This window comes from Maledivibacter halophilus, from assembly GCF_900167445.1.
Classification (GTDB): Bacteria; Bacillota; Clostridia; order Peptostreptococcales; family Caminicellaceae; genus Maledivibacter; species Maledivibacter halophilus.
Genome location: NZ_FUZT01000010.1, coordinates 124,300 through 146,679, shown reverse-complemented (window position 1 = coordinate 146,679; position 22,380 = coordinate 124,300). Strand labels below are relative to the sequence as shown.

23 protein-coding genes are annotated in these 22,380 nt (G+C 31.2%); 18 read left to right on the top strand and 5 right to left on the bottom strand.

The window, feature by feature from the left end; genetic code table 11:
* Positions 1–58 precede the first annotated feature (58 nt).
* From B5X81_RS18855 to B5X81_RS18810, 10 genes are all read left to right on the top strand, one after another.
* On the top strand, positions 59–1,090 hold the full coding sequence (locus tag B5X81_RS18855) for a zinc-binding dehydrogenase (RefSeq protein WP_079493950.1): 1,032 nt from the start codon (positions 59–61) through the stop codon (positions 1,088–1,090).
* Positions 1,091–1,111: 21 nt separating this feature from the next.
* Positions 1,112–1,783, top strand: a complete 672-nt coding sequence (gene deoC, locus B5X81_RS18850) for a deoxyribose-phosphate aldolase (RefSeq protein ID WP_079493948.1) — start codon at positions 1,112–1,114, stop codon at positions 1,781–1,783.
* 16 nt (positions 1,784–1,799) lie between these two features.
* Positions 1,800–2,270, top strand: coding sequence for a ribose 5-phosphate isomerase B (rpiB, locus tag B5X81_RS18845; protein WP_079493947.1), 471 nt, complete (start codon positions 1,800–1,802; stop codon positions 2,268–2,270).
* Positions 2,251–3,081 (top strand): transketolase, encoded by an 831-nt coding sequence (locus B5X81_RS18840; RefSeq protein WP_244282160.1) that lies wholly within the window; start codon positions 2,251–2,253, stop codon positions 3,079–3,081. The genes rpiB and B5X81_RS18840 overlap by 20 nt, the downstream gene beginning before the upstream one ends.
* A complete protein-coding gene (locus tag B5X81_RS18835; RefSeq protein WP_079493944.1) occupies positions 3,081–4,004 on the top strand; it encodes a transketolase family protein in 924 nt (307 codons plus the stop codon). The genes B5X81_RS18840 and B5X81_RS18835 overlap by 1 nt, the downstream gene beginning before the upstream one ends.
* 19 nt (positions 4,005–4,023) lie before the next feature.
* Complete coding sequence (locus B5X81_RS18830) at positions 4,024–4,815, top strand: HAD-IIA family hydrolase (protein ID WP_079493942.1); 792 nt, start codon at positions 4,024–4,026, stop codon at positions 4,813–4,815.
* A gap of 169 nt (positions 4,816–4,984) precedes the next feature.
* On the top strand, positions 4,985–6,169 hold the full coding sequence (locus B5X81_RS18825) for a sn-glycerol-1-phosphate dehydrogenase (RefSeq protein ID WP_079493941.1): 1,185 nt from the start codon (positions 4,985–4,987) through the stop codon (positions 6,167–6,169).
* A 225-nt stretch (positions 6,170–6,394) separates the two neighbouring features.
* A complete protein-coding gene (locus tag B5X81_RS18820) occupies positions 6,395–6,964 on the top strand; it encodes an HDIG domain-containing metalloprotein (protein ID WP_079493939.1) in 570 nt (189 codons plus the stop codon).
* Positions 6,965–7,196: 232 nt separating this feature from the next.
* Positions 7,197–8,654: an aminotransferase class I/II-fold pyridoxal phosphate-dependent enzyme gene (locus B5X81_RS18815; RefSeq protein ID WP_244282158.1), complete on the top strand. Its 1,458-nt coding sequence runs from the start codon at positions 7,197–7,199 to the stop codon at positions 8,652–8,654.
* 148 nt (positions 8,655–8,802) lie between these two features.
* Positions 8,803–9,264 carry a hypothetical protein gene (locus B5X81_RS18810; RefSeq protein ID WP_079493938.1) on the top strand — a complete coding sequence of 154 codons (462 nt, stop codon included), beginning with the start codon at positions 8,803–8,805 and terminating at the stop codon, positions 9,262–9,264.
* Between the two features lie 40 nt (positions 9,265–9,304).
* Here B5X81_RS18810 and B5X81_RS18805 read toward each other — a convergent pair whose 3' ends face one another.
* Positions 9,305–9,856: an RNase H family protein gene (locus B5X81_RS18805; protein WP_079493936.1), complete on the bottom strand. Its 552-nt coding sequence runs from the start codon at positions 9,854–9,856 to the stop codon at positions 9,305–9,307.
* 309 nt (positions 9,857–10,165) lie between these two features.
* Between B5X81_RS18805 and B5X81_RS18800 the strand changes: the two genes are divergently transcribed.
* Positions 10,166–10,348 (top strand): asparagine synthase, encoded by a 183-nt coding sequence (locus tag B5X81_RS18800; protein ID WP_079493935.1) that lies wholly within the window; start codon positions 10,166–10,168, stop codon positions 10,346–10,348.
* A 26-nt stretch (positions 10,349–10,374) separates the two neighbouring features.
* Here B5X81_RS18800 and B5X81_RS18795 read toward each other — a convergent pair whose 3' ends face one another.
* Positions 10,375–11,079 carry a lysophospholipid acyltransferase family protein gene (locus tag B5X81_RS18795; RefSeq protein WP_079493933.1) on the bottom strand — a complete coding sequence of 235 codons (705 nt, stop codon included), beginning with the start codon at positions 11,077–11,079 and terminating at the stop codon, positions 10,375–10,377.
* Positions 11,080–11,530: 451 nt separating this feature from the next.
* Here B5X81_RS18795 and B5X81_RS18790 point away from each other — a divergent pair, with 451 nt between their 5' ends.
* The 4 genes from B5X81_RS18790 to B5X81_RS18775 all read left to right on the top strand — a co-directional run bounded on the left by B5X81_RS18790 (position 11,531) and on the right by B5X81_RS18775 (position 17,326).
* A complete protein-coding gene (locus B5X81_RS18790) occupies positions 11,531–12,001 on the top strand; it encodes an Lrp/AsnC family transcriptional regulator (RefSeq protein ID WP_079493932.1) in 471 nt (156 codons plus the stop codon).
* 1 nt (position 12,002) lies between these two features.
* Positions 12,003–13,433, top strand: a complete 1,431-nt coding sequence (gene glnA, locus B5X81_RS18785; protein WP_079493930.1) for a type I glutamate--ammonia ligase — start codon at positions 12,003–12,005, stop codon at positions 13,431–13,433.
* Between the two features lie 303 nt (positions 13,434–13,736).
* Positions 13,737–15,077, top strand: coding sequence for a tetratricopeptide repeat protein (locus tag B5X81_RS18780; RefSeq protein WP_170917496.1), 1,341 nt, complete (start codon positions 13,737–13,739; stop codon positions 15,075–15,077).
* 521 nt (positions 15,078–15,598) lie between these two features.
* Positions 15,599–17,326: a S8 family serine peptidase gene (locus tag B5X81_RS18775; RefSeq protein WP_079493927.1), complete on the top strand. Its 1,728-nt coding sequence runs from the start codon at positions 15,599–15,601 to the stop codon at positions 17,324–17,326.
* 159 nt (positions 17,327–17,485) lie between these two features.
* On the opposite strand, the gene B5X81_RS18770 is transcribed toward B5X81_RS18775, so the two are convergent.
* Positions 17,486–18,346: a 2-oxoacid:ferredoxin oxidoreductase subunit beta gene (locus B5X81_RS18770; RefSeq protein ID WP_079493926.1), complete on the bottom strand. Its 861-nt coding sequence runs from the start codon at positions 18,344–18,346 to the stop codon at positions 17,486–17,488.
* Positions 18,347–20,071 carry a 2-oxoacid:acceptor oxidoreductase subunit alpha gene (locus tag B5X81_RS18765; RefSeq protein WP_139380392.1) on the bottom strand — a complete coding sequence of 575 codons (1,725 nt, stop codon included), beginning with the start codon at positions 20,069–20,071 and terminating at the stop codon, positions 18,347–18,349. It abuts the gene before it with no gap.
* Positions 20,072–20,201: 130 nt separating this feature from the next.
* Between B5X81_RS18765 and B5X81_RS18760 the strand changes: the two genes are divergently transcribed.
* From B5X81_RS18760 to mgsA, 3 genes are all read left to right on the top strand, one after another.
* The gene (locus B5X81_RS18760; protein WP_079493924.1) at positions 20,202–20,699 is read left to right on the top strand and encodes a hypothetical protein; all 498 of its coding nucleotides are present in this window, start codon (positions 20,202–20,204) and stop codon (positions 20,697–20,699) included.
* An 89-nt stretch (positions 20,700–20,788) separates the two neighbouring features.
* Positions 20,789–21,457, top strand: a complete 669-nt coding sequence (locus B5X81_RS18755; RefSeq protein WP_330397413.1) for a DNA-3-methyladenine glycosylase — start codon at positions 20,789–20,791, stop codon at positions 21,455–21,457.
* 168 nt (positions 21,458–21,625) lie between these two features.
* The gene (gene mgsA, locus B5X81_RS18750; protein WP_079493921.1) at positions 21,626–22,030 is read left to right on the top strand and encodes a methylglyoxal synthase; all 405 of its coding nucleotides are present in this window, start codon (positions 21,626–21,628) and stop codon (positions 22,028–22,030) included.
* A gap of 65 nt (positions 22,031–22,095) precedes the next feature.
* Here the strand turns inward: mgsA and B5X81_RS18745 are convergent, their stop codons facing one another.
* The gene (locus B5X81_RS18745; RefSeq protein ID WP_079493920.1) at positions 22,096–22,290 is read right to left on the bottom strand and encodes a thioredoxin family protein; all 195 of its coding nucleotides are present in this window, start codon (positions 22,288–22,290) and stop codon (positions 22,096–22,098) included.
* Positions 22,291–22,380 lie beyond the last annotated feature (90 nt).

Below are 22,380 nucleotides of genomic sequence, written 5' to 3'. Positions count from 1 at the left end.
AGAAATAGAAAGTATTATCAATAGATATTATTTAAATATTTTAATGGAGGTTATAAAGATGAAAGCCCTAATGAAAAAAGAATTGGGATTTGGCAGTTTAGAACTGGTTGAAGTAGAGGAACCAAAGGCTGGCAGGGACCAGGTTAAAATTTTAGTTAAATATGCTGGTATTTGCGGCTCGGATTTACATACCTATGAGGGAAAATATAAGGTGAAGGTTCCAGTAATATTGGGCCATGAATTTTCAGGGGAGATAGTGGAGGTTGGAGAAAATGTAGATGATTTTAAAATTGGAGATAGGGTTACTTCAGAAACAACATTCTATATTTGTGGAGAGTGTAAGTACTGCTATTCTGGGGATTACAATTTATGTAAAAGCAGAAAAGGATTGGGGAGCCAGCAGAATGGAGGATTTACAAAATATGTAATAGCCCGCAAAGAAAGTGTTCATAAATTGCCTGAGAATGTAGATTATGTTTCTGCCGCCTTAACTGAACCCCTTGCCTGTGCATATCATGCAGTTAGTAAATCAGATATAAAGGAAGGAGATATTGTAGTAGTTCTTGGACCAGGACCTATAGGACTTCTTACTGCACAGGTTGCAAAATCCTATGGAGCTAAGGTTGTGATTACAGGATTAGAAAAGGATAAGATCAGACTAGAAAAGGCAAGGGAATTGGGAATAGATTTTGCTGTAGATATTCAAAATGAAGATGTAAAGAAAATAGTAGATGATGTGACTAATGGATATGGTGCAGATATAGCTTTTGAATGTGCTGGGGCAGTACCTGCAGTAAAAATGGGATTAGATCTCTTAAGAAAAAAAGGACAATATATTCAAGTGGGAATTTTTCCTACAGCAGAAATTATGACGGATTTTGAAAAAATAGTTCAAAAAGAAATTGAAGTAATAGGATGTAGAAGCCAAAAGCCAAGGGACTGGGAACCATCCTTAAAGCTTATGGATGACAATCTTGTAAATAGTAAAGCCTTAGTAACCCATGAGTTTAAAATAACAGAGTGGGATAAAGCATATGAAACTATAAAAAATGGAGATGCAATTAAAGTTATTATGACACCCGTTGAATAAAAATATAATGGAGGTTTTTTTATGGATAAGGAAAAGTTAGTAGATATAATTGATTATACACTTTTAAAGCCCACAGCTACAAGGGACGATATAAGGAGATTTTGTGAAACAACAAAGAAGTATAAATTTAAAACAGTATTTGTAAACCCTTTTTATGTTTCCTATGCCAATGAGCTACTGAAGAATGCCAATGTAAAAGTTGGAGTGCCAATAGGCTTTTCTCTTGGAGGAGCAACAACAAAAACAAAGGTAACAGAAACGATTGAAGCAATAAAAAATGGGGCTAAAGAAATAGATATGCTTATAAATTTAGGAGCTTTAAAGTCAAAGGAATACGATATTGTCAAACATGATATAGAGGAAGTAGTAAAGGCATCCAGTGGATTAATTACTAAGGTTATTATTGAAACTGCATTACTGACAGAGGAAGAAAAGATTACTTCATGTAAACTGATAATGGAAGCCGGTGCCAATTATGTTAAAACAGCAACAGGCTTTAATGGAGGAGGAGCCACAGTAGAAGATGTTAAACTATTGAGATCAGCTGTAGGAGAAGAATTTGGAGTAAAGGCTGCCGGAGGAATTAGAACATTAAAGGATGCTGAGGCTGTAATAGAAGCTGGAGCTAATAGAATAGGAACAAGTGGAGCCGTTGCAATTATATCTGGAGGGAAAGCTGAGGGAAATTATTAAGGGATGGAGGTCAATTATGAAGGTGCATATTGGTAGTGACCATGGTGGTTTTTACTTAAAAAAGCAAATTATTACCCTATTAAAAGAATTGAAAATAGAATTTGTAGAGTATGGTTGCTATTCTACAAATTCTGTTGACTATGGGCCTATTGCAATGGAAGTTGCAGAGGAGGTTGCCGGTGAAGAGAATTCACGGGGAATACTTATTTGTGGAACGGGAATAGGAATGTCTATAATGGCAAATAAAGTTAAGGGTGTTAGAGCAGCCTTAGTTCATGATGTATTTTCAGCGGAAGCCACAAGGGAACATAATAATTCAAATATCCTTTGTATGGGAGAAAGAGTGATCGGTAAAGGTCTTGCAGTGGAAATTGTAAAAAAATGGCTTAACACCCCTTTTCATGGAGGAAGGCATAGGAAAAGAATAGATTTCATAAGAAATTATGAAGAAACTGGAGGTGCAGATAATGATAGAAAAAATGAATAAATATGCTAATGAGTTAAGGCTTCACATAATAGATATGTTGACTGAGGCAGGTTCAGGTCATCCGGGAGGAAGTCTTTCAGCAGCTGATATTCTAACGTATCTATATTACAAAGAAATGAATATTAATCCTAACAATAAAGATGATCCCAATAGAGATAGATTCATTTTGAGCAAAGGACATGCTGCACCAGTACTTTATGGGGTACTTGCAATGAAGGGATTTTTTGATATTGAAGATTTAAAAAGTTTGAGGAAAGTAGGCAGTTTTCTTCAGGGACATCCAGATATGAAAAAAGTTCAGGGGGTTGAAATGTCAACAGGATCACTAGGTCAAGGGTTTTCAGCTTCGGTGGGAATAGCAATAGGAAATAAAATAGATAGTAAAAAATCCAGAGTATATACTTTGCTAGGAGATGGAGAATTGCAGGAGGGCATTGTATGGGAAGCTGCAATGGCAGCAAGCCATTACAAACTTGATAACTTGGTGGCAATTATAGACAATAATGGATTGCAAATAGATGGAGCCAACGATGAGGTTATGAAAGTTAGCCCTTTAAAGGAAAAGTGGGAAAGCTTTGGCTGGAATACAATAGAAATAGATGGACATTCCTTTGAAGAAATAAAAAAGGCATTTACCCAAGCGAGGAATAAAAAAGAAAAGCCAACTGCTATTATTGCAAAAACAGTGAAGGGAAAAGGAGTAACCTTTATGGAAAATCAAATTGGATGGCATGGCGTGGCACCATCTAATGAGGAAAGACTAAAAGCCTTCAATGAATTGAAGGGGTTTATTGAAAAGGAGGGAGAGTAATGGGTATTGCAACAAGAGTATCCTATGGAGAAGAGTTGGTTAAATTGGGAGAAGAAAATAATAATATTGTTGTTTTAGATGCAGACTTATCAAAATCTACTAAAACTGCAAACTTTAAAGGAAAATTTCCAAATAGATTTATAAATGCTGGAATAGCAGAACAAAACCTGATGGGTATGGCTGCAGGCCTTGCAGTAGTAGGTAAGATACCATTTGCAAGTACCTTTGCTGTTTTTGCAGCAGGTAGAGCCTTTGAAATAATTAGAAATTCAATATGCTATCCAAAATTAAATGTCAATATTGCAGCAACCCATGCTGGAATAACAGTGGGAGAAGATGGAGGTTCCCATCAAGCAGTTGAAGATATAGCTATTATGAGGTCTTTGCCAAATATGACAGTAATTGTACCGGCAGATGATATTGAAGCAAGGCAGGCTGTAAGGGCAGCTGCAAATATCGATGGACCAGTATACCTAAGATTAGGAAGATTAGCGGTTCCTACTATATTTGATGAAAATTATAAATTTGTTATGGGTAAGGGAAATGTTATTAAAGAAGGTTCTGATATAACTATTATAGGTACGGGATTATTGGTTAGTAAATGTATAGATGCCGCAGACTTACTCGAAAAGCAAGGAATTAAAGCAAGGGTAATTAATATTTCAACCATTAAACCTATAGATAAAGATTTAATTGCAAAGGCAGCAAAAGAAACAAAGGGAATTATAACTGTTGAAGAACATTCTGTTATCGGTGGGTTAGGCAGCGCAGTTTGTGATGCCGTATCATCTACTTATCCTACAAAGGTATTAAAGATTGGTATAAATGATGAATTTGGAGAATCAGGAAAACCAGAAGAGCTGCTAAAAAAATATGGATTAACAGTTGAAAATATTATTGAAAAAGTAAAAGAGTTGATATAACTTCTGGATGGAGGTTTATATGAAGGAATTAAAAGATATAAAATGCTTTTTACTGGACATGGATGGCACAATATATTTAGATGATTGTCTTATTGATGGAGCATTGGAGTTTTTACAGCATTTAGAGTATAAAAACAAAGACTTTATTTTCCTAACAAATAACTCATCTAAGAATAAAGAAGCATATAAAGAAAAATTAGCTGATTTAGGTTATAGTGCAGATAAAGAAAAAATTTTTACATCTGGAGAGGCAACTATTTTATATTTAAAAATGAAAAAGGAGAAGGCTAAAGTTTTCCTCATGGGAAACTCCTTTTTAGAAGAAGAATTTACAAAGTCAGGATTTAGATTAGTGAAGGAAAAATCAGATAAACCAGACTTTGTAGTTCTAGGTTTTGATACTACTCTTAATTATGAGAAAATTTGGATGGCATGTGATTTTATAATGGAAGGGGTTCCCTTTATAGCCACCCATCCAGATTTCAATTGTCCCCTTAAAGGCAAGAAGTTTATGCCAGATACAGGTTCTATGATAAAGATGTTTGAAGCTTCTACTGGAAAATCCCCTTTAATCATAGGGAAGCCTAATAAATATATAATTTATATGATTATAGAAAAATACAAACTAAATAGAGAAGAAATTGCTATAGTTGGAGATAGATTATATACAGACATAAAAGCAGGTGAGGATTTAGGCATTACTACTATATTGGTTTTGACAGGAGAAACTACAGAGAAGATGTATAAAAAATCACAGATTAAAGCAGATTATGTATTTAATTCTATAAAAGATTTAATAACAATAATTTAATCACTATGCATAAATAATGTTAGAATTTAATATAAGTTTCATAGAAAATAATAAACGTCTCAGCACTTTTTCTTTGAAATTCATTAATCTTTAAAGTTGTTCATCTAAAGATATTCCAGTAAAATAGTTAATTTATACACATTAATATTGTATAAAATGGGGTGCAATAATGAGTGATTTTACAGAAATAATTAATAAGGATATTTTATGTAAATGCGGTAATAAACATTATATTCCTATTGAATATATTGATTTAAAATATAATATAAAAGGAATATCAGAAATCTGTAAAAGATTTTTTAAAGGAAATGATATTTTAATTGTATCGGATATCCATACCTATGAAATACAGGGAGAAAAAATAATAGGTTATTTAAAAAAAGAATTTAAAATACAATCAGTAGTATTTGATGATGAGAAATTAGTACCAGATGAAAAGGCCATAGGGACTATTTTAATGAATAGAGGTTTTAAAATAGATGGAATGATAGCAGTAGGTTCTGGAACGATAAATGATTTAGTTCGCTTTATATCAAGCAGATTAGGAGTGCCTTTTATATCCCTACCAACGGCACCTTCAATGGATGGATATGCATCGGCTGTATCTTCACTAATTCTAAAAAATGAAAAAATAACTTTTCCAGGAGTTCCTCCTGAAGCTATATTAGGAAATATTGATATAATCAAGAATGCTCCATTAGATATGATTCAGTCAGGATTTGGAGATATAATTGGGAAAAAAATATCCCTTAGCGATTGGATATTATCTGTTAAGCTCAAGGGAGAATATTTTTGTGAGTATGCTGCAAATCTTGTGGAAAGTGCCACAAGCATATGTATTGAAAATGCAAATAATATTTATAATAGAGAAGAAAAAGGAATTAATGAACTTTTAAAGGCGCTAATTTTGTCGGGGTTAGCAATATCCATTGTTGGAGATTCCAGACCGGCCTCGGGAACAGAGCATTTGCTTGCCCATTATTTTGAAGTGGATTTTATGAAAAAGGGAAGAAAGCCAATTTATCATGGAACCGCTGTGGCTATTGGAACACTAATTGGAAGTATAGTATATAATTATATACTTGAGTCAAAAGAATTTAAAAATAGTAGAAACAGTAGAGAATTAAAAAAATCATTAGAGAAATATGTACCAGATACTTTAGAAGTAGAAAAATGGTTAAGGGCAATTGGACTTTCCAAATCTCCTATTGATTATGGAATCGAAAAGGATTTGTTAAAAGAAGCCTTATTGAAAGCTAGATTTACTAGAAAAAGATATACAATATTATCCTATGGAGCAGAAATTGATGTTTTAAAAAATGCTTCAGAATATATTATTGAAAAACTATATTAATGAAAATATGATAAGGTACGTCTTACAGCCATAAATTTCGCTAATATAAGACGTGCTTTATCATTTTTTGAAATAAAAATAAATTTTTAAAGGATTTAATAGTATATAAGTAGAAAAATTAAAAATAAGTAAGATTAAGGTTTGTATAAATTTACCTTTTGATTTAGTTATCTTTATACATAAAGATGGCAATGATTTATATAAAACAATATAGGGAGGATTAAAATGGAAATAACAAGAGAAGAAGCTTTCAATTTACTTAAAGAATATGTAGATTCTAAGAGCTTATTAAAACATTGTTTGGCAGTTGAAGCATCAATGAGGGGATATGCTGAAAAATTCGGTGAGGATATAGAAGTATGGTCTTCATGTGGACTTTTGCATGATATTGATTTTGAAAAATATCCTGATGATCATCCCTTTAAGGGAGCAGAAATATTAAAAGAGAAAGGCTATCCTGAAGATTTTGTAATGGCTGTCAAAGGTCATGCTGATTATACAAATACACCAAGGGAAACTCAAATGGCAAAGACACTATATGCTGTAGATGAACTGTCTAGCTTTGTAATCGCTTGTGTACTTGTACGACCAAATAAATTTGAAGGATTAAAGGTGAAATCAGTTAAGAAAAAACTGAAGGATAAAGCTTTTGCCAAGGCTGTAGATAGAGATCAAATTAAAAACAGTGCCCAGGAGCTTGGCATAGAACTGACAGAGCATATTCAAACGGTTATAGACGCTTTAGTTAAAAGAGAGAAGGAATTAAAGGAACAGGGTTTGAGTTTAATAGAATAGTAAAAAATTAAGGCTGTCTTTTTAGCCTTAATTTTTTTTGTATAATATAAATTAAATTTACAATAATTAATTATTGCAATTTAGTAAAAAATATAATTAAATATATTAATATAGAAAATAAATTGTAGGTTTGATTTATACATCTCAAAAAACAGTAAATGAATATTTTTAAGATATATAAATTAAAGATTTAAGATTATTTCAATATAGATAAAAAAGGATGTGGTAAAATTTGAACTTATTGAATCAAAATAGAGCTCCTCTATTTGAAGCTATGAAGGAATATCATAAAAAAAATGTCATCCCCTTTGATGTTCCAGGCCATAAACATGGGATAGGTATAAAAGAAATGACAGATTATTTTGGTCAGGCTATGCTAGAACTAGATGTAAATGCCATGAAGAGTTTAGATAATATATGTAATCCTATAGGAGTAATAAAAGAAGCAGAAGACCTTGCAGCCAAAGCCTATGGTGCAGATTATGGATTCTTTCTTGTAAATGGAACTACAGCTGGAGTTCAAACAATGATTATGAGTGCATGTAGTCCAGGTGATAAGATAATACTTCCACGAAATGCACATAAATCAGCAACAACTGCTTTGATACTTAGTGGTGCCATTCCAGTATATATTCAACCTGAAATAAATGATGAATTAGGTATTGCCATGGGAATAAGCTTTGATGAAGTCAAAAGAGTAATAGCAAATCACCCAGATGCTAAAGCAATATTTTTAATAAATCCAACCTATTATGGCGCCACTTCTGATTTAAAATCAATAGTTGATATAGCCCATAAAAATAATATGGCTGTTCTTGTTGATGAAGCCCATGGTGCCCACATGAAATTTCATGATGAACTACCTTTGGAAGCAATGGATGCAGGTGCAGATATGTGTGCAGTTAGTACCCATAAAACAGGAGGGTCATTAACTCAAAGTTCAATACTGTTATTAAATCAAGGCTTAATTGATTCAAAATATGTAAAAACTACCCTTAATCTTACTCAAACTACAAGTGCTTCATATTTACTGATGGCAAGCTTAGACATTGCCAGGAGGCAAATAGCTACCAGGGGAGAAAAAATGCTGGAAAGAGTATTATATTTATCAAGATGGGCTAGGGATGAAATAAATAAAACCAATGGACTATATGCCTTTGGTAAAGAACTTATAGGAACTCCAGGTGTATTCAATTTCGATGAAACAAAACTAGGTGTAAACGTAAGGAAAATAGGATTAAGTGGATTTGAGGTATACGATATTTTAACAGACGAATATAATATTCAGACTGAACTGGGAGATATGTACAATATACTTGCCATAGTAAGCTTGGGGGATACTGAAGAATCTATAAAAGCTTTAATAGATGCTTTAAAGGATATAGCACAGAAATATAAAAAGGAGAAAATTATTAAAGGTAAACGAGATATTTTAAAAAATCCGGAGATAATAGTTTCACCTAGAGATGCATATTATAGTAGAAAAAAAATAGTAAGATTTGAAGAAGCGGCTGGAGAAGTCAGCGGAGAATCGATAATGACTTATCCTCCAGGGATTCCACTTGTTACACCCGGTGAACGTATAACTAAGGAAATGATAGAATATGTTGTAAGATTAAAAGAAGAACATAGCCTTTTACAAGGGCCAGAAGATCAATGTATTGAGTATATTAAAGTGCTGGGAATGTGAAGTTAATCTTTAATGACATAAATTCTCAAAAAAGTAAATACTAAAATTTTATACTATTAATTTCATTTTGAAAAAAGAATAATTATAAAACCTACTGCCAATCATAATATTAAATATTTATCTCAATCTAGAAATTGGAGGATTTTCAATGAAAAAAATTACGATTGGGTCACAAAATAATAATATAGAAATTGATAGCGAAGATATTAAAAATATTATTGAGAGTTTTGATGGTGTAGGTGAAGTTAAGAATGTAAGTGATTCCATCAGTGAGGATATAATGGTATTTAATATAATACTAAATAGTGATTATGTAGAGGATTTACTTGGAAGTCAAATAGAGGATTTAGATTATTCTTCAGAGGATGAAAATCAAGCAATCCTGTATGAGCAGGCAGAATACATAAGCGATGCTTTAGTAGATAATATCAGGGAGTTTTTAGAAAGCAGATATAAAATTGATAATTGTCATGGTGCCTATGATATATATAGGGCAAGCTTAGAGCAGGGAATAGGTTTGACACTAACTTTATCCTTTGGGCAGGTTAAACATGGAAGACTTTATAAATTAGCAAGTAATATAAATGATAGACATGAAAAATTAAATTAAGGTCTTAAAAGATGAAAATAATAAATAAACCTCACTGGGTTTATTTATTATTTCTAGATTCATCTATACCCATATTGGCCAAAGCATCTGCCCTTATATTCATTTTTGTTATGTATAGAAAATCTTCTTTGCTAAAGCTATCTCCATTCCATGATATAAATTTTTTGAACCATTTGTTTATTTGAGCTTCATTGCTAAGGCTTATATGACCTTTAACCCTGTAAAAATTAACATTATTATGTTTATTTATCAAGGATATTAACTCTTCCCAAAGGTCTTTGTTTTCAACAGGCTTTTTCTGAGATGTTTGCCATCCATTTTGCTGCCATTTAACATACCATTTTTTGGTGAAGCATTCTACAAAATATGAACTATCGGAAAAAATATTTATAGATAAATTATTCTTTTTCAATGCTTTAAGAGCCATTAAAACCGCAGTAAGCTCCATTTTATTATTAGTAGTATTTTTTTCTCCACCAAATAATTCTTTTTTCTTTTCTCCATATTCTAAAATAGCTCCCCATCCACCAAAATTATCTTTATTTTGATTTCCAGAACATGCCCCATCTGTATAAATATTTATAAATTTCATATAATCACCTCTTTGTCCTAGATTTTAATTCATTACAAAACCTTAAATTTTAAAAATTGTTTTGTTCTTTTTTAACAGGGATATTTATTTTAAAATTACTTATTATAATAATGTATAGATATATAATTTTTTATCTAAAAATTGTAATCTATCATAGAAATAAACAAATTGCTATGGATAAACAACGCTCAGTTTCAAAATAATTTTGAAAGCAAATAGTAAATGCTTGAGAATTTTTTACTTCAAATTTATTAAGCATTAAAGTTGTTTATTTTTAGTATCCTTTAAATTTGAAGGAGGTATTATTAAATGAACAGATTCCGTGAAGGGTTAATACCAACTGTCCTTGGAACAGCAGTTACTACAACAGGAGCTTTAATGTCACGAAATTCACGTGGCAATAGAGATAAAGTTGCATGGGGAATAATGGGATTAGGACTGGCACATATACTTTTGGGTACAATAGATATGGTACAGCATAGAGATCAGTAAGGGAGTTTCTCCCTTACTTTTTTTATCTATTTATACACTCCCCGATACTTTGGATTTAAAAGCTCAGCTATCTTTTTCATAGAATATTCAGTAGAAAACTCTGTCCACGTTTCTTTATTTTCTTTTGTTTTTGCTGGAAGCTTAAAAGGCTTACCTATAATAATATTAATATCTGAATAATTAAAGCTTTCTTTCCCCATGTCTTCAGTATTAATAGGTAATAATTTTTCAGTTCCCTCAATACCCATGGGAACCAAATCAGCTTTAGCCATTTTAGCTATTAAAAGAAATCCTTTTTTAGCTGGTATCATTGAGCCTGTTCTGCTTCTAGTACCTTCGGGGAAAATAAATAATGAGCCTCCATTATTCAAGTGATTTATAGCTCGCTTTATAGCCTGCTTATCAGCAGTATTGGGAGTTATTTGTATAGTGTTTACAGTTTCAAGCACCAGATTGGTGACAATGTTTTTACTTAACTTTACCCCTGCTATAAAAGCCACATCATTATCTTTTAACAATTTATTTAAAATAACTCCATCGGCATTACTAAGATGATTTCCAATATATATTGTTGGCATACCCCTTCGACTTGTAATAATATCTTCATTTATCACCTTTACTTTAGCATATTTATCTAAAAACTTATCTATTAGTTTTTCAGTCAGTTTTATTCTTGTACTTTTAGGTAAAATACTTGTTGTCTTGGCAAATATATTAAGAATTAAACTCATTATTTAAGCTGATAAAATCCAGCTCCTCCTTTCTAATTGTATAATTACAATTTAATTTTTCTACTTAATTATTATACCATTAGTATGGTGATTTGTATTTCCTGTTATTATATAGTCAAAAAAATTTATAACTCAATTTATATGTATAAAAATTAATTTGATTGAGCAAATTGCATAATTACCTTCAGCAAAAACTATCTACTATATGTAGTTTTAGAATCTACAAAGATACACCACCGAAATATATTTCATTCTAAATAATTAAATTAAGGATAATATTCGCATATGCAATTTTGCCAAGTTAGAGTTATGCAATTTCCTCAATGAACTATTTATAATGAAATATAGAAATACAACAACTAAATTATATTAAAAAATAATTCAAATCAACTAAGATATATAGAAAAGATAGTTAATTTAATATATAATTATATTAGAAAGGAAGTGGACCATGGATAGATATGATTATCTAATACTTATGGAGCTTCAAGATGATGGAAGGATAAGTACTGCAGAGCTAAGTAGGAAAATAGGACTTTCAACTACGGCAACTAAGGAGAGAATAAAAAAATTAGAGCAGGAGGGGATAATAAAGGGATATACTGCAGTAATAGATGGTGATAAGGTGGGAATGGATATAACGGCATTTATATCGGTTCCAGTTAGTGACTTATCAATACATGAAATGGAGAATTTTTTATCTGAAATGCCTGAAATTTTAGAGTGTCACAAGGTAACGGGAGATACTTGCTACCTTATAAAGGTTAAAGTCAAAAACACTAAAAAATTAGAACACCTAATAGACCGGATTAATAGAGTGGCTAGGAATACCTATACATATTTAGCACTATCTACTACTAAAGAAACAATTAAAATCAGCCTTGAGGAAAACGATTTCAAAACAAGGGATAGGGGGATTTAATATGTTTAAGAATTTAAAAGAATTTAGAGATTATTATATTGATCATGAAATCAAGATTGTAGACTTTAAAATAATTGATTTAGCTGGAAGATGGCATCACCTTACAATACCGGCTTCAAGATTTTCTGAGAAAATTTTAGAAGATGGCATAGGCTTCGACGGATCAAGTTATGGTTTTTTAACAGTGGAAAAATCAGATATGGTTTTCAAGCCTGATTTAAGTAGTGCTTTTTTAGACCCATTTAGTAAAATTCCAACTATAACAATGATAGGCAATATTTATTCTTTAGGAGATGAAACTAAAAGATTTGAAGGTGATCCAAGATATGTTGCACAGAAAGCTGAAAAATATATGAAGGACACAGGAATTGCCGATAAAGCTTTATTTGGTCCGGAATTTGAATTTTACATATTAGATCATATTTCATTTGAAAATTCATCAAACCATATGGAAGTTTATCTGGATTCTGAGCAGGCCCAGTGGAATACTAATAAAAGGGATATTAAAAATTTAGGGTTTAAAGTAGGTCATGAAGGGGGATATCATGTAGATATACCGGCAGATATTAATTTTAACTTAAGAAACAGTATTATGCTAATGATGGAAGAACATGGAGTACCGGTAAAATATCATCATCCTGAAGTTGGGGGCCCGGGTCAGCTTGAAATAGAGCTTAGCTTTGGTGGATTAGTTGAAATGTCTGATAGAACCATGCTGAGTAAATACATAATAAAAAATGAAGCTATAAAGCATAATAAAACAGTAACCTTTATGCCAAAACCATTTGTGGGAGAAGCAGGAAATGGAATGCATGTCCATCTTCAATTGTTTAAAGATAATGAGGCAATATTCTATGATGAAAAGGGATATTCCCAGTTAAGTAAAACAGCTCTTTATGCCATAGGAGGAATACTTAAACATTCACCTTCCCTAATGGCATTTACCAATCCAAGTACAAATTCATATAAAAGACTTGTCCCTGGCTATGAAGCCCCGGTAAGTATTTGTTTTGCAACAGCCAATAGAAGCTCAGTGGTAAGAATACCGGGATATGCAAAAAAACCTGATGCCAAGAGATTTGAATTTAGACCATCAGATGCTACTTGCAATCCATATTTGGCTTATTCGGCACTACTTATGGCTATGCTAGATGGAATAAAAAACGAGATAGATCCCGTAAAAGAAGGCTATGGACCCTATGATGTCAATGTTTTTGACTTGCCTGAGGAAGAAAAGAAAAAAATAAAAGGATTACCAAAATCCTTAGAAGAAGCAGCTGCTGCTTTAGAAAAAGACCATGAATTTTTACTTGAAGGTGGAGTATTTGACTTAGGTATTATAAAAGACCAAATAAAGAGAATAAGAGAAGATTTTTCAAAAATCAATACAATTCCCCATCCAATGGAATATGAAATGTATTTTGATTTATAGGAAATGCTATAAGAAAATTATAACAAATAGTATATCTTATTCTGGATTACGTAAAGTAACACTCACTTTTAGAGGTGGGTGTTACTGTTTTTTTAGAGCCTATTTTAGGTTTGATTATATGATTAATTAACCCAAGATAGAATCAGATAAAAACTTGTAAAAAGTAAATGATATATTTTTATTTACTTGACAAAAATAAAAAAGAATTGGAATATTATTTACTTATCGGCAATATATATGTTACTATGAGGTAGATGACGTACAATATATATTATGTATAATAGGAAATGAGGAGGAATGTATGTGTATTTTTTAGAAGAAGTTATTCTGCCTCCAGGTGAGAAAATCAGAAGAATACGAGGATATTTAGGACTTAAGCAATATGAAATAACTGGTGGAAAAATTACTAGAAATTTAATTAGCTATATAGAAAATGGAAAAACAAAATTAGTGGAAAATACTGCTAAAATAATTGTAGACAATATGAATGAATGGGCTGAGAAAAAGAAAATTCCCCTTAATATTGATGTAGAATATATAATGCTAGATGAAATTAGCCAAGCTAATATTTTGCTAGAGAAATATATAGAAAAATTAAAAAAATATATGAATGAACAAAATAAAAAATTTGAAAATGAGTTACTTGCAGCAAAAAAAATTCTAAAGGATTGGGATATTACAGAGAAAAAAGCAAAAATTTTTGAAATATGTGGTGAATATTACTATAGACAAGAAGAATTCGATGAAAGCTATATCAGCTATCTAAAGGCTTTAGAGAATTATATAAGAATTTCAAACAATTTAAAGACTGCTTTTATATATTCAGAATTAGCCAAATGTGTCATTTGGATGAAAAACTATCAAGAAGCCATAAATCTTAACAAGTATGCATTTATGTTCTTAAAGGAAAATAATATTGAAGATATGTCAATAGTTAAAAAGATATTATTTAATAATTCATTAGCCTATAGAAGAATAAATAAATATGATGAATCTTTGGCTTTATTAAAGAAATTAGAAAATGAAATGGCAGACCATTTAACAGAGGAACAGCATCTGAACATTTTATTATCTAAAGGAAACTGTTATTTTAAGAAAGAAGAATATACTGTTGCAGAAAAAATATACGATGAGATTATGGATATCACAAATAAGAAAAATTATTTGGAAATTAAATCAATGACATTAAAAAATTTAAGTGAAATATATGTTAAGCAAAATAAAATAGAAAAAGCCATCGAAAATTTAAAAAAGAGTATCAAAATTAGATTAGATAACAATATTTTTTGTAATAATAGTTTCTATATAGTCAATTTATACTTATCTTTAGGCAGATTATATAATCAAATAAATGAATTTGAACTTGCAGAAGAATATTTGCTAAAAGCATCGAAAGAAGATGTTAAGATAAAAGATTCATCTTTACAGATAGATATCTATAAAGAACTGATGAATAATTACATGCTTAGCAATAATGACAAAACCATGGATAAATTAATAGAAGATTTAAAAGAAAAAGCTTACAAATATAATAAAATCAATCAGATTAAGGATATATTTTTTCAAGCTGCCCATTACTATATTAATAAAAATGTTGAAAAAAGTGAAAAATTATTAAAATTTAGTTTAGAAATAATAGCTTAAGGAAGGAGGACTTATAGTGAAATTTAAAAAAGCATTAGTTATTATGCTGGTTACTGGGATTTTAAGTGCCTCATTAGGCTTAGTGGCTATGGCGGATATAGCTGAACCACGCCCTTGGTCAGTTGACCCAGTAGAAACCATTATTTTAGAAAAGTAATAATTAAAATATTTAAAAGCTGCTGTTAGATTTTGACAGCAGTTTTTTTTGTTTATTTTTAAAGAAAGCAAATATTTTTGGTATGTGTGTAAAGACCTTGTGATGTACTGATATAGCCGAATATATATTAATTGAAGCATATGGAAACAATTACTAAAAAATAAAAAATATATTGACAAAGTAAAAAAATACCATTACAATTAAAGTAAATAGAAATCCAATAATAATTTACTTAAAATACTAAAATTATAAAATAACGATTTACTAAATCTTGAATAAAGAAAGGGAGGTGATTCCAATGTACATGTATATCGATTTTTGAGCACTACAGATTTTATATTAAATAAGAATAGGAGGAAGGAAAATGAGAAAAATATTTTCAGGTAAAAAAGCAATTTCAATTATGTTGTGTTTGACAATGGTAGCTTCGCTTAGTATCTGTGGGTTTGCAAGTGATGATAAGATTAAAGCAGATAAACCTAAAGTTAAGATTGAAAAAATAGAGATGAAAGAAATTTTTGATAAGAACAAGGATAAAATTTTCGAAAGTTTATCTAAAGAAATGAAGAAAACAGAAGATGAACTTCCTGTTATAATAGTATTTAATGAAAAATCTGATAAAGTAAAAAGCAATAATATAAAAAGCTTATTAGGAAAATATAAAGTTAAGCATGAATACAAAAATATTCCTGCTGCAGCAATGAAATTAAATAAGGAAGAAATTGAAGAATTATCAAAACTTGATATAGTAAAGCATATAGAATATGATGAAGAAGTTAAAACCTTTAATGATACAGCAAATTATTGGTTTGGTACGGAAAAGGCAAGAAATGATTTTGATCTAGACGGAGACAGAGATGGCAATATAAATAACTATTCAAAGGATGACGTGGTAGTGGCAGTTATAGATACTGGAATAGATGGAAACCATGTTGATTTAGATGGAGGAAAGATAATTGCTTGGAAAGATTATGTAGGAAATCAATCTTCTCCATACGATGATCATGGTCATGGTACACATGTATCTGGAATAATTGCTGGAGAAGGAGATGGAAATCAAGATTATAAAGGTGTTGCTGAAGGTGCTGCCCTCGTCGGTCTTAAAGTGCTTAATGATCAAGGGAGCGGATCAATGAGTGATGTAACTGCTGCGATAGATTGGTGTATTACAAACAAAGATTTGTATGGAATAGATATAATTAATATGAGTTTAGGAACAAGTGGAAGCTCAGATGGAACTGACTCAACATCATTGGCGGTAAATAGAGCTGCTGACAGTGGAATAGCAGTATTAGTAGCAGCTGGAAATTCTGGACCAGCTAAATATACAGTAGGTTCACCAGGGGCAGCTGAAAAAGCTATAACTGTGGCAGCGATGGCTGATGTAGGAGAAAATGGATTTAATATTACAGATTTTTCAAGTAGAGGACCAACTGCTGATGAAAGAATGAAACCCGATATAAGTGCACCAGGATACAAAATTACTGCTCCAGAGGCTAATAGTACAAATAACTATGTAGAATTTAGTGGGACAAGTATGGCTACTCCATTTACAGCTGGAACTGTTGCTCTAATGTTAGATGCCAATTCTAATTTAACACCTACCCAAATAAAAGATAATTTAATTTCTACTGCTCAGGACTGGGGAGGAAATGGACAAGATGTAGATTATGGATTTGGTAAGTTAGATGGATATGAAGCTATTAAAGAAGCTGGCGGATTTAGTGGCAATAATATAGACCTACCTAATCACATATATGATTCCGATAGCTTAGCCAACAAAGGTTCAACAGATGTTTGGGAATTTACTGTTACTGATACCAGTTATCCAATTGCAATAACATTAATAATGCCTAATTGGCAAGGAGGCTCATGGTGGGGTGGAGAACCTGACTTTGACCTATATCTTTATGATTCAAATCAAAATCAATTAGCATCTTCAACTGGGTCAACTAGACAGGAAACTATTAACTTTACTCCTTCAACTACAGGAACATATAAAATAGAAGTATATTCTTATTCAGATAGTGGTGATTACTTCCTAGATTTAAGCGCAGGAGCTGATAATTTAACATTAGTTCAAAATCAATAATTCAAAAGTTAAATTTTCAATAATATTATTTTAGCATGGCTATAAAATTAAAATAGACATTTGAAATAATTATTTGTAAATTCCTCTCAAAAGATACAATTGTCATAACCAGCCCCTCTTGATTTTAAATCAAGAGGGGCTGGTTATTTATATAATAAATTATAGAAAATCCTTCATTAATTCATCAAAATCCTTTTTTATATCTAAATTTTCAAATACCATAGGGGTAATAGTTTCTTCCTTAGATTTATCTTGAACATGTGAAAAATCTTTTTTATAAAGCAGTCCTGTAAATAAGCCACTGGTTTTAATGTATTTATCCACAGCTTTTTTATATTCACTTGGCTCATAGCCTGATTCCTTATCTAAATCAATAAGATTTTCTCTAAACCATTGATATGTATTGAATTTATTGAAAGTAACACATGGACTAAAAACATTTATAAAAGAAAAGCCTTTGTGATTAATACCCTTTATTATCAAATCTATTAATTGATCCTGCTGTGCAGAAAAGCCTTGAGCCACAAAGGAAGCTCCAGAAGCAAGGGCTAAAAGACTTGGTTTTAATGGAGGCTCAGAAGCTCCTAGGGGAGTACTTTTACTTATAAAACCTTCTTGACTCAAAGGAGAAGTATGCCCCTTTGTAAGACCATAGACTTGATTATTCATAACTATATATGTTATATCTATATCTCTTCTCATAGCATGAATAGTATGATTTGTACCTATGGCAAAGCCGTCTCCATCTCCACCAGTGGCAATTACAGTAAGCCCTTGGTTTGCAAGCTTTATTCCTTGAGCCACAGGTAGGGATCTTCCGTGGATACTATGAAATCCATAGGCATTAATATATCCTGAAATTCTACTTGAACATCCAATACCGGAAACAATTGCTAAATCATGGTTATCTATATTAAGCTTCATGGCAGCTGCCTTAATAGAACGCAAAACTGAAAAATCACCACAGCCTGGACACCAGGTAGGAGTTACATTATTACTATATTTATCAATTGTATTCATTTATATCAACTCCTCAACTTTATCCTTTATTTCCCTAATCTTAAAGGGTAAGCCATCATATTTAGTCAGACTATAAAGTTTTTCATGGTTAGAAAATTCTTGCTTAATTATTGAAAATAATTGTTTAGTTGCGTTATTCTCAACTATGAGAATTTTAGAATATTTATTAAATAAATATTCCAGCTGCTTTTTAGGTAAGGGCTTTATCATTTTAAACATTCCATAGATCACAGGGAGGTCAAAATCTTCAACAGCTTTTTTAATTATTCCGTAATTAGAGCCAATAGAAAGCACCAATAGCTCACTACTTAAATTACCAAATAGATCAATATTATCTTGAAGCTCCATCTCCTTAAGCTTATTTAGACGTTTGTCCATCATCTTTTTTCTGTTTTCAGGATTATTGTTGGGAACACCGATAACAGAGTGTTCTAGGCCAGTGACCTTATGGATACCATTTTCCATTCCAGGAAGACTTCTTGGAGAAATATTGTCTGTAGTAAAATCAAATCTTCTAAAATCACAGGTGGATTCTGACAATTTATCTACATCAACAATTTTTCCTCTGTCAATAATTATTTTATTTTTATCTAAAGGGGCAATGGTTTGACGAGATAACCCTAGAGTAAGATCACTGAGAATGAATACTGGACATTGATATTTTTCAGCTAGATTAAATGCATCTATGGTTCTATAAAAGCATTCTTCAACTGAATAAGGAGTAACAATTATCAAGGGTATTTCTCCGTGGCTTCCATTATAAAGTATTTTTATATCACTTTGCTCATGCTTGGTAGGAAGTCCTGTACTTGGGCCAACTCTTTGGGAGTCTACTATTACAAGGGGAATTTCGGCCATACCTGCAAGACCTATTCCCTCCATCATTAAGGAAATACCAGGCCCAGAAGTTGCCGTCATGCTTCGTACCCCGCCATAGCTTCCTCCTATAGCCATGGTAACAGCGGCTATTTCATCTTCAGTTTGAACTAGTTTTCCATTATATTTATAAAGTTTTTTAGATAGATATTCCATAATTTCAGATGCAGGTGTAATTGGATATGCAGTCATTAGCCTGCATCCGGCCATTAGTGCACCTAGAGCCACAGCCTCATTTCCAACCATAGAGGCCCTTGCTTCTTTAGAAGAAGTAATTTTTAATCCATATTTGTCAGAAAAATTTTCAATGTCTACAGGATAGCTATAGCTTTTTTCAAGGATAAGGAGATTTTTTAGTACCGTATCTTTTCCCTTTTTATTATAGGTTTCCCTAATTATTTCATCTATATTTTCCATAGGAATCCTCAAAAGCTTTCCCAAAAAACCAATTAAAGCAGTATTTTTCATAATGGCTTTTCCATGTTTTTTTGCTATATCAGTAAATGGAAAGGATAGAATGTGGAAATTTTCCTTAGTAAAATAGTCCTTGGGATCAATTGTAGAATCATGAATAAGGAGTCCATTGTCTTTGAGGATGTTTATATTATTTTCTACCGTTTCCATATCTGAAGCAATTAAAATATCTATTTTATCATCTTTAGCTAGAACTTTTTCACTGCTTATTTCTATTATATAATTGGTATGGCCACCCTTTATCCTGGAAGCAAAATTTCTAAAACCATATGTATAAAGACCGAGTCTTGAAAGGGTTTTTATAAGTATGTTTCCAGTACTAACAATTCCTTCTCCCTGAATTCCGCCGATCATTAATGTAATATTATTACTCAAAATGACACCTCCTCTAATTTATTATTACCAAAAGATTTTCCAATTTAATCAAATTATTTCCCAGAATCAAGAAAATATATAGTATAATATATATTATGAATTTTAAAACAATTTAACAAGGGGGATTAAATTGAAAAAAATACTTACGATTATGATGATTATGGTTATAGGGCTGATTATGCTGGGCTGTGATAAAAAAGAAGTTTTTTCATATGAAAGTATGGACAAGGACTGGAGTATTGAAATACCAAATGAATATAAAAAGGACAAGGAAGAAACTAAGGATGGTTTTTATTTTATTTCCTATAAAAATGAAGATGGTGGCATTTTTAGTATAAATGAAGTAGACGATAAAGAAACCGTTGTAAATGAAGAAAGTATAGAGAAAGATCTTGGAGAAGATTCCTATCTACATATTGAGAGAAAAGAGACCTTAGACGTAGAGGGAACCGGTAAAATATATGGTATACTTGTTAGAGACAATTCTACCAATGGCTATATGTTTTATTATAAATTTAGGGTAAATGAAAAAATAATTAATTTATTGATTTATAAAAAGGATGGATTTACAATAGAGGAAGAAGGAAAAATAAAAAGTATGATTGGAAATATAAAAATATTGAAATAAATTTTAAAAAACTGATTTTTAATTATGAAGATCAGTTTTTTTATTAAAACTGATTAAGATTGTAATAAAATTAAATTGTATAAAATTTTGTGGATAAGTTCGAAGATTTTAAAAGATATCAACAAAACAAATTGAAGGGCTGGGTAGAAGTGAATAAACTAAGTAAAAATTTTTATGAAGGAGATACCACTAAAATAGCGAAAAAGCTTTTAGGCAAGTTTTTGGTTCATAGAATAGATGGAGTAGAAATTATGGGAAGAATAGTTGAAGTAGAAGCCTATGTGGGAGCCGTTGATAAAGCATGTCACTGTTATGATAATAGACGTACTGAGAGAACCAAAGTGATGTTTGGTCCACCGGGATATGCTTATGTATACCTTATATATGGAATGTATTATTGTATGAATGTAGTAACAGAGAAAAAGGGAGAAGGAGCGGCAATTCTCATAAGGGCATTGGAGCCAATAAATGGAATAAATCAGATGGCCTTAAATCGGTATGGAAAGACCCTAGAAGAAATCAATAAAAGACAGATAAAAAATTTAACCAATGGACCTGGGAAATTATGTAGAGCATTAAATATCACAAAGGATAATTATGGTGATGATTTGACAGGAGATAAATTATTTATAACCGATGATGGGTATAAATGTTTTGATATAGGAATCTCTAAGAGAATAAATATAGACTATGCAGAGGAAGCCAAGGATTTTCCATGGAGATTTTTTATAAAGGGAAACTTAAATGTTTCAAAATAGAGAAGTTTAAGCTATATTTTTCTGTTTTAGATATTTATAATATGTTGATCCTAATTCTATGTAATCTGGGATAATGTAAATTTTAGATATAACATCTTAAATTCTAGCATTATCTATCTATATTTGATAGAATATTTAAATAAAATTAAATATGAAAGGGAGATAATTTTGAATATTGCGCTCATAGCCCATGATAAGAAGAAAAAACAAATGATTAATTTCACAAAGAAATACAAGGATATACTCAGTAAACATAATCTTTGTGCAACAGGTACAACAGGAAGACTTATCAACGAAGAAACAAATTTGGATATAGAAAGATTCCTTTCTGGACCATTAGGAGGAGACCAGCAAATAGGATCAAAGATTGCGTGTGATAAAATAGATTTAGTTATATTTCTAAGGGATCCCCTTACAGCTCAGCCCCATGAACCCGATATAATTGCACTAATGAGGCTCTGCGATGTACATTCAGTACCTATAGCTACAAATATAAGTACTGCAGAAATTTTATTAAATGCTCTTCATAGAGAAGAAGTTACAAATTGGCGTGAAATTAAGGATAGATACTAAAATAAAAATAAAGACTGCCAAAAAGGCCATAGGTTATATACTACGGCCTTTCTCTAATATAAAAATTACATTTCTTCCTCTATTGCCTTTTTAACTTCATCAAAAGTAGGTACTTTACCAACTAATTTAATCTTATCATTAATCATCAAAGCAGGTGGATCCATTATACCTGCCTTTACTATTGAAGGAATATCCCCAATAATTTCAAAATCATCATCTAAATTCAATTCAGTTAATACCCTATCAACGATAGGTGCCATTTTACTTCCACCTCAACATGTTCTTTCAAAAATTTTAATTTTCATCAATTAACCTCCCAAGATATCTTGATATTATTCTATAGATATTCC

Coding starts and splice junctions, on each gene's coding strand:
- B5X81_RS18800 (WP_079493935.1), top strand. CDS start 10,166: ATGAACAGATTCCGTGAAGGGTTAATACCAACTGTCCTTGGAACAGCA.
- B5X81_RS18805 (WP_079493936.1), bottom strand. CDS start 9,856: ATGAAATTTATAAATATTTATACAGATGGGGCATGTTCTGGAAATCAA.
- B5X81_RS18745 (WP_079493920.1), bottom strand. CDS start 22,290: ATGGCACCTATCGTTGATAGGGTATTAACTGAATTGAATTTAGATGAT.
- rpiB (WP_079493947.1), top strand. CDS start 1,800: ATGAAGGTGCATATTGGTAGTGACCATGGTGGTTTTTACTTAAAAAAG.
- B5X81_RS18775 (WP_079493927.1), top strand. CDS start 15,599: ATGAGAAAAATATTTTCAGGTAAAAAAGCAATTTCAATTATGTTGTGT.
- glnA (WP_079493930.1), top strand. CDS start 12,003: ATGTTTAAGAATTTAAAAGAATTTAGAGATTATTATATTGATCATGAA.
- deoC (WP_079493948.1), top strand. CDS start 1,112: ATGGATAAGGAAAAGTTAGTAGATATAATTGATTATACACTTTTAAAG.
- B5X81_RS18855 (WP_079493950.1), top strand. CDS start 59: ATGAAAGCCCTAATGAAAAAAGAATTGGGATTTGGCAGTTTAGAACTG.
- B5X81_RS18790 (WP_079493932.1), top strand. CDS start 11,531: ATGGATAGATATGATTATCTAATACTTATGGAGCTTCAAGATGATGGA.
- B5X81_RS18830 (WP_079493942.1), top strand. CDS start 4,024: ATGAAGGAATTAAAAGATATAAAATGCTTTTTACTGGACATGGATGGC.
- B5X81_RS18835 (WP_079493944.1), top strand. CDS start 3,081: ATGGGTATTGCAACAAGAGTATCCTATGGAGAAGAGTTGGTTAAATTG.
- B5X81_RS18840 (WP_244282160.1), top strand. CDS start 2,251: ATGATAGAAAAAATGAATAAATATGCTAATGAGTTAAGGCTTCACATA.
- B5X81_RS18770 (WP_079493926.1), bottom strand. CDS start 18,346: ATGAATACAATTGATAAATATAGTAATAATGTAACTCCTACCTGGTGT.
- B5X81_RS18795 (WP_079493933.1), bottom strand. CDS start 11,079: ATGAGTTTAATTCTTAATATATTTGCCAAGACAACAAGTATTTTACCT.
- B5X81_RS18825 (WP_079493941.1), top strand. CDS start 4,985: ATGAGTGATTTTACAGAAATAATTAATAAGGATATTTTATGTAAATGC.
- B5X81_RS18810 (WP_079493938.1), top strand. CDS start 8,803: ATGAAAAAAATTACGATTGGGTCACAAAATAATAATATAGAAATTGAT.
- B5X81_RS18820 (WP_079493939.1), top strand. CDS start 6,395: ATGGAAATAACAAGAGAAGAAGCTTTCAATTTACTTAAAGAATATGTA.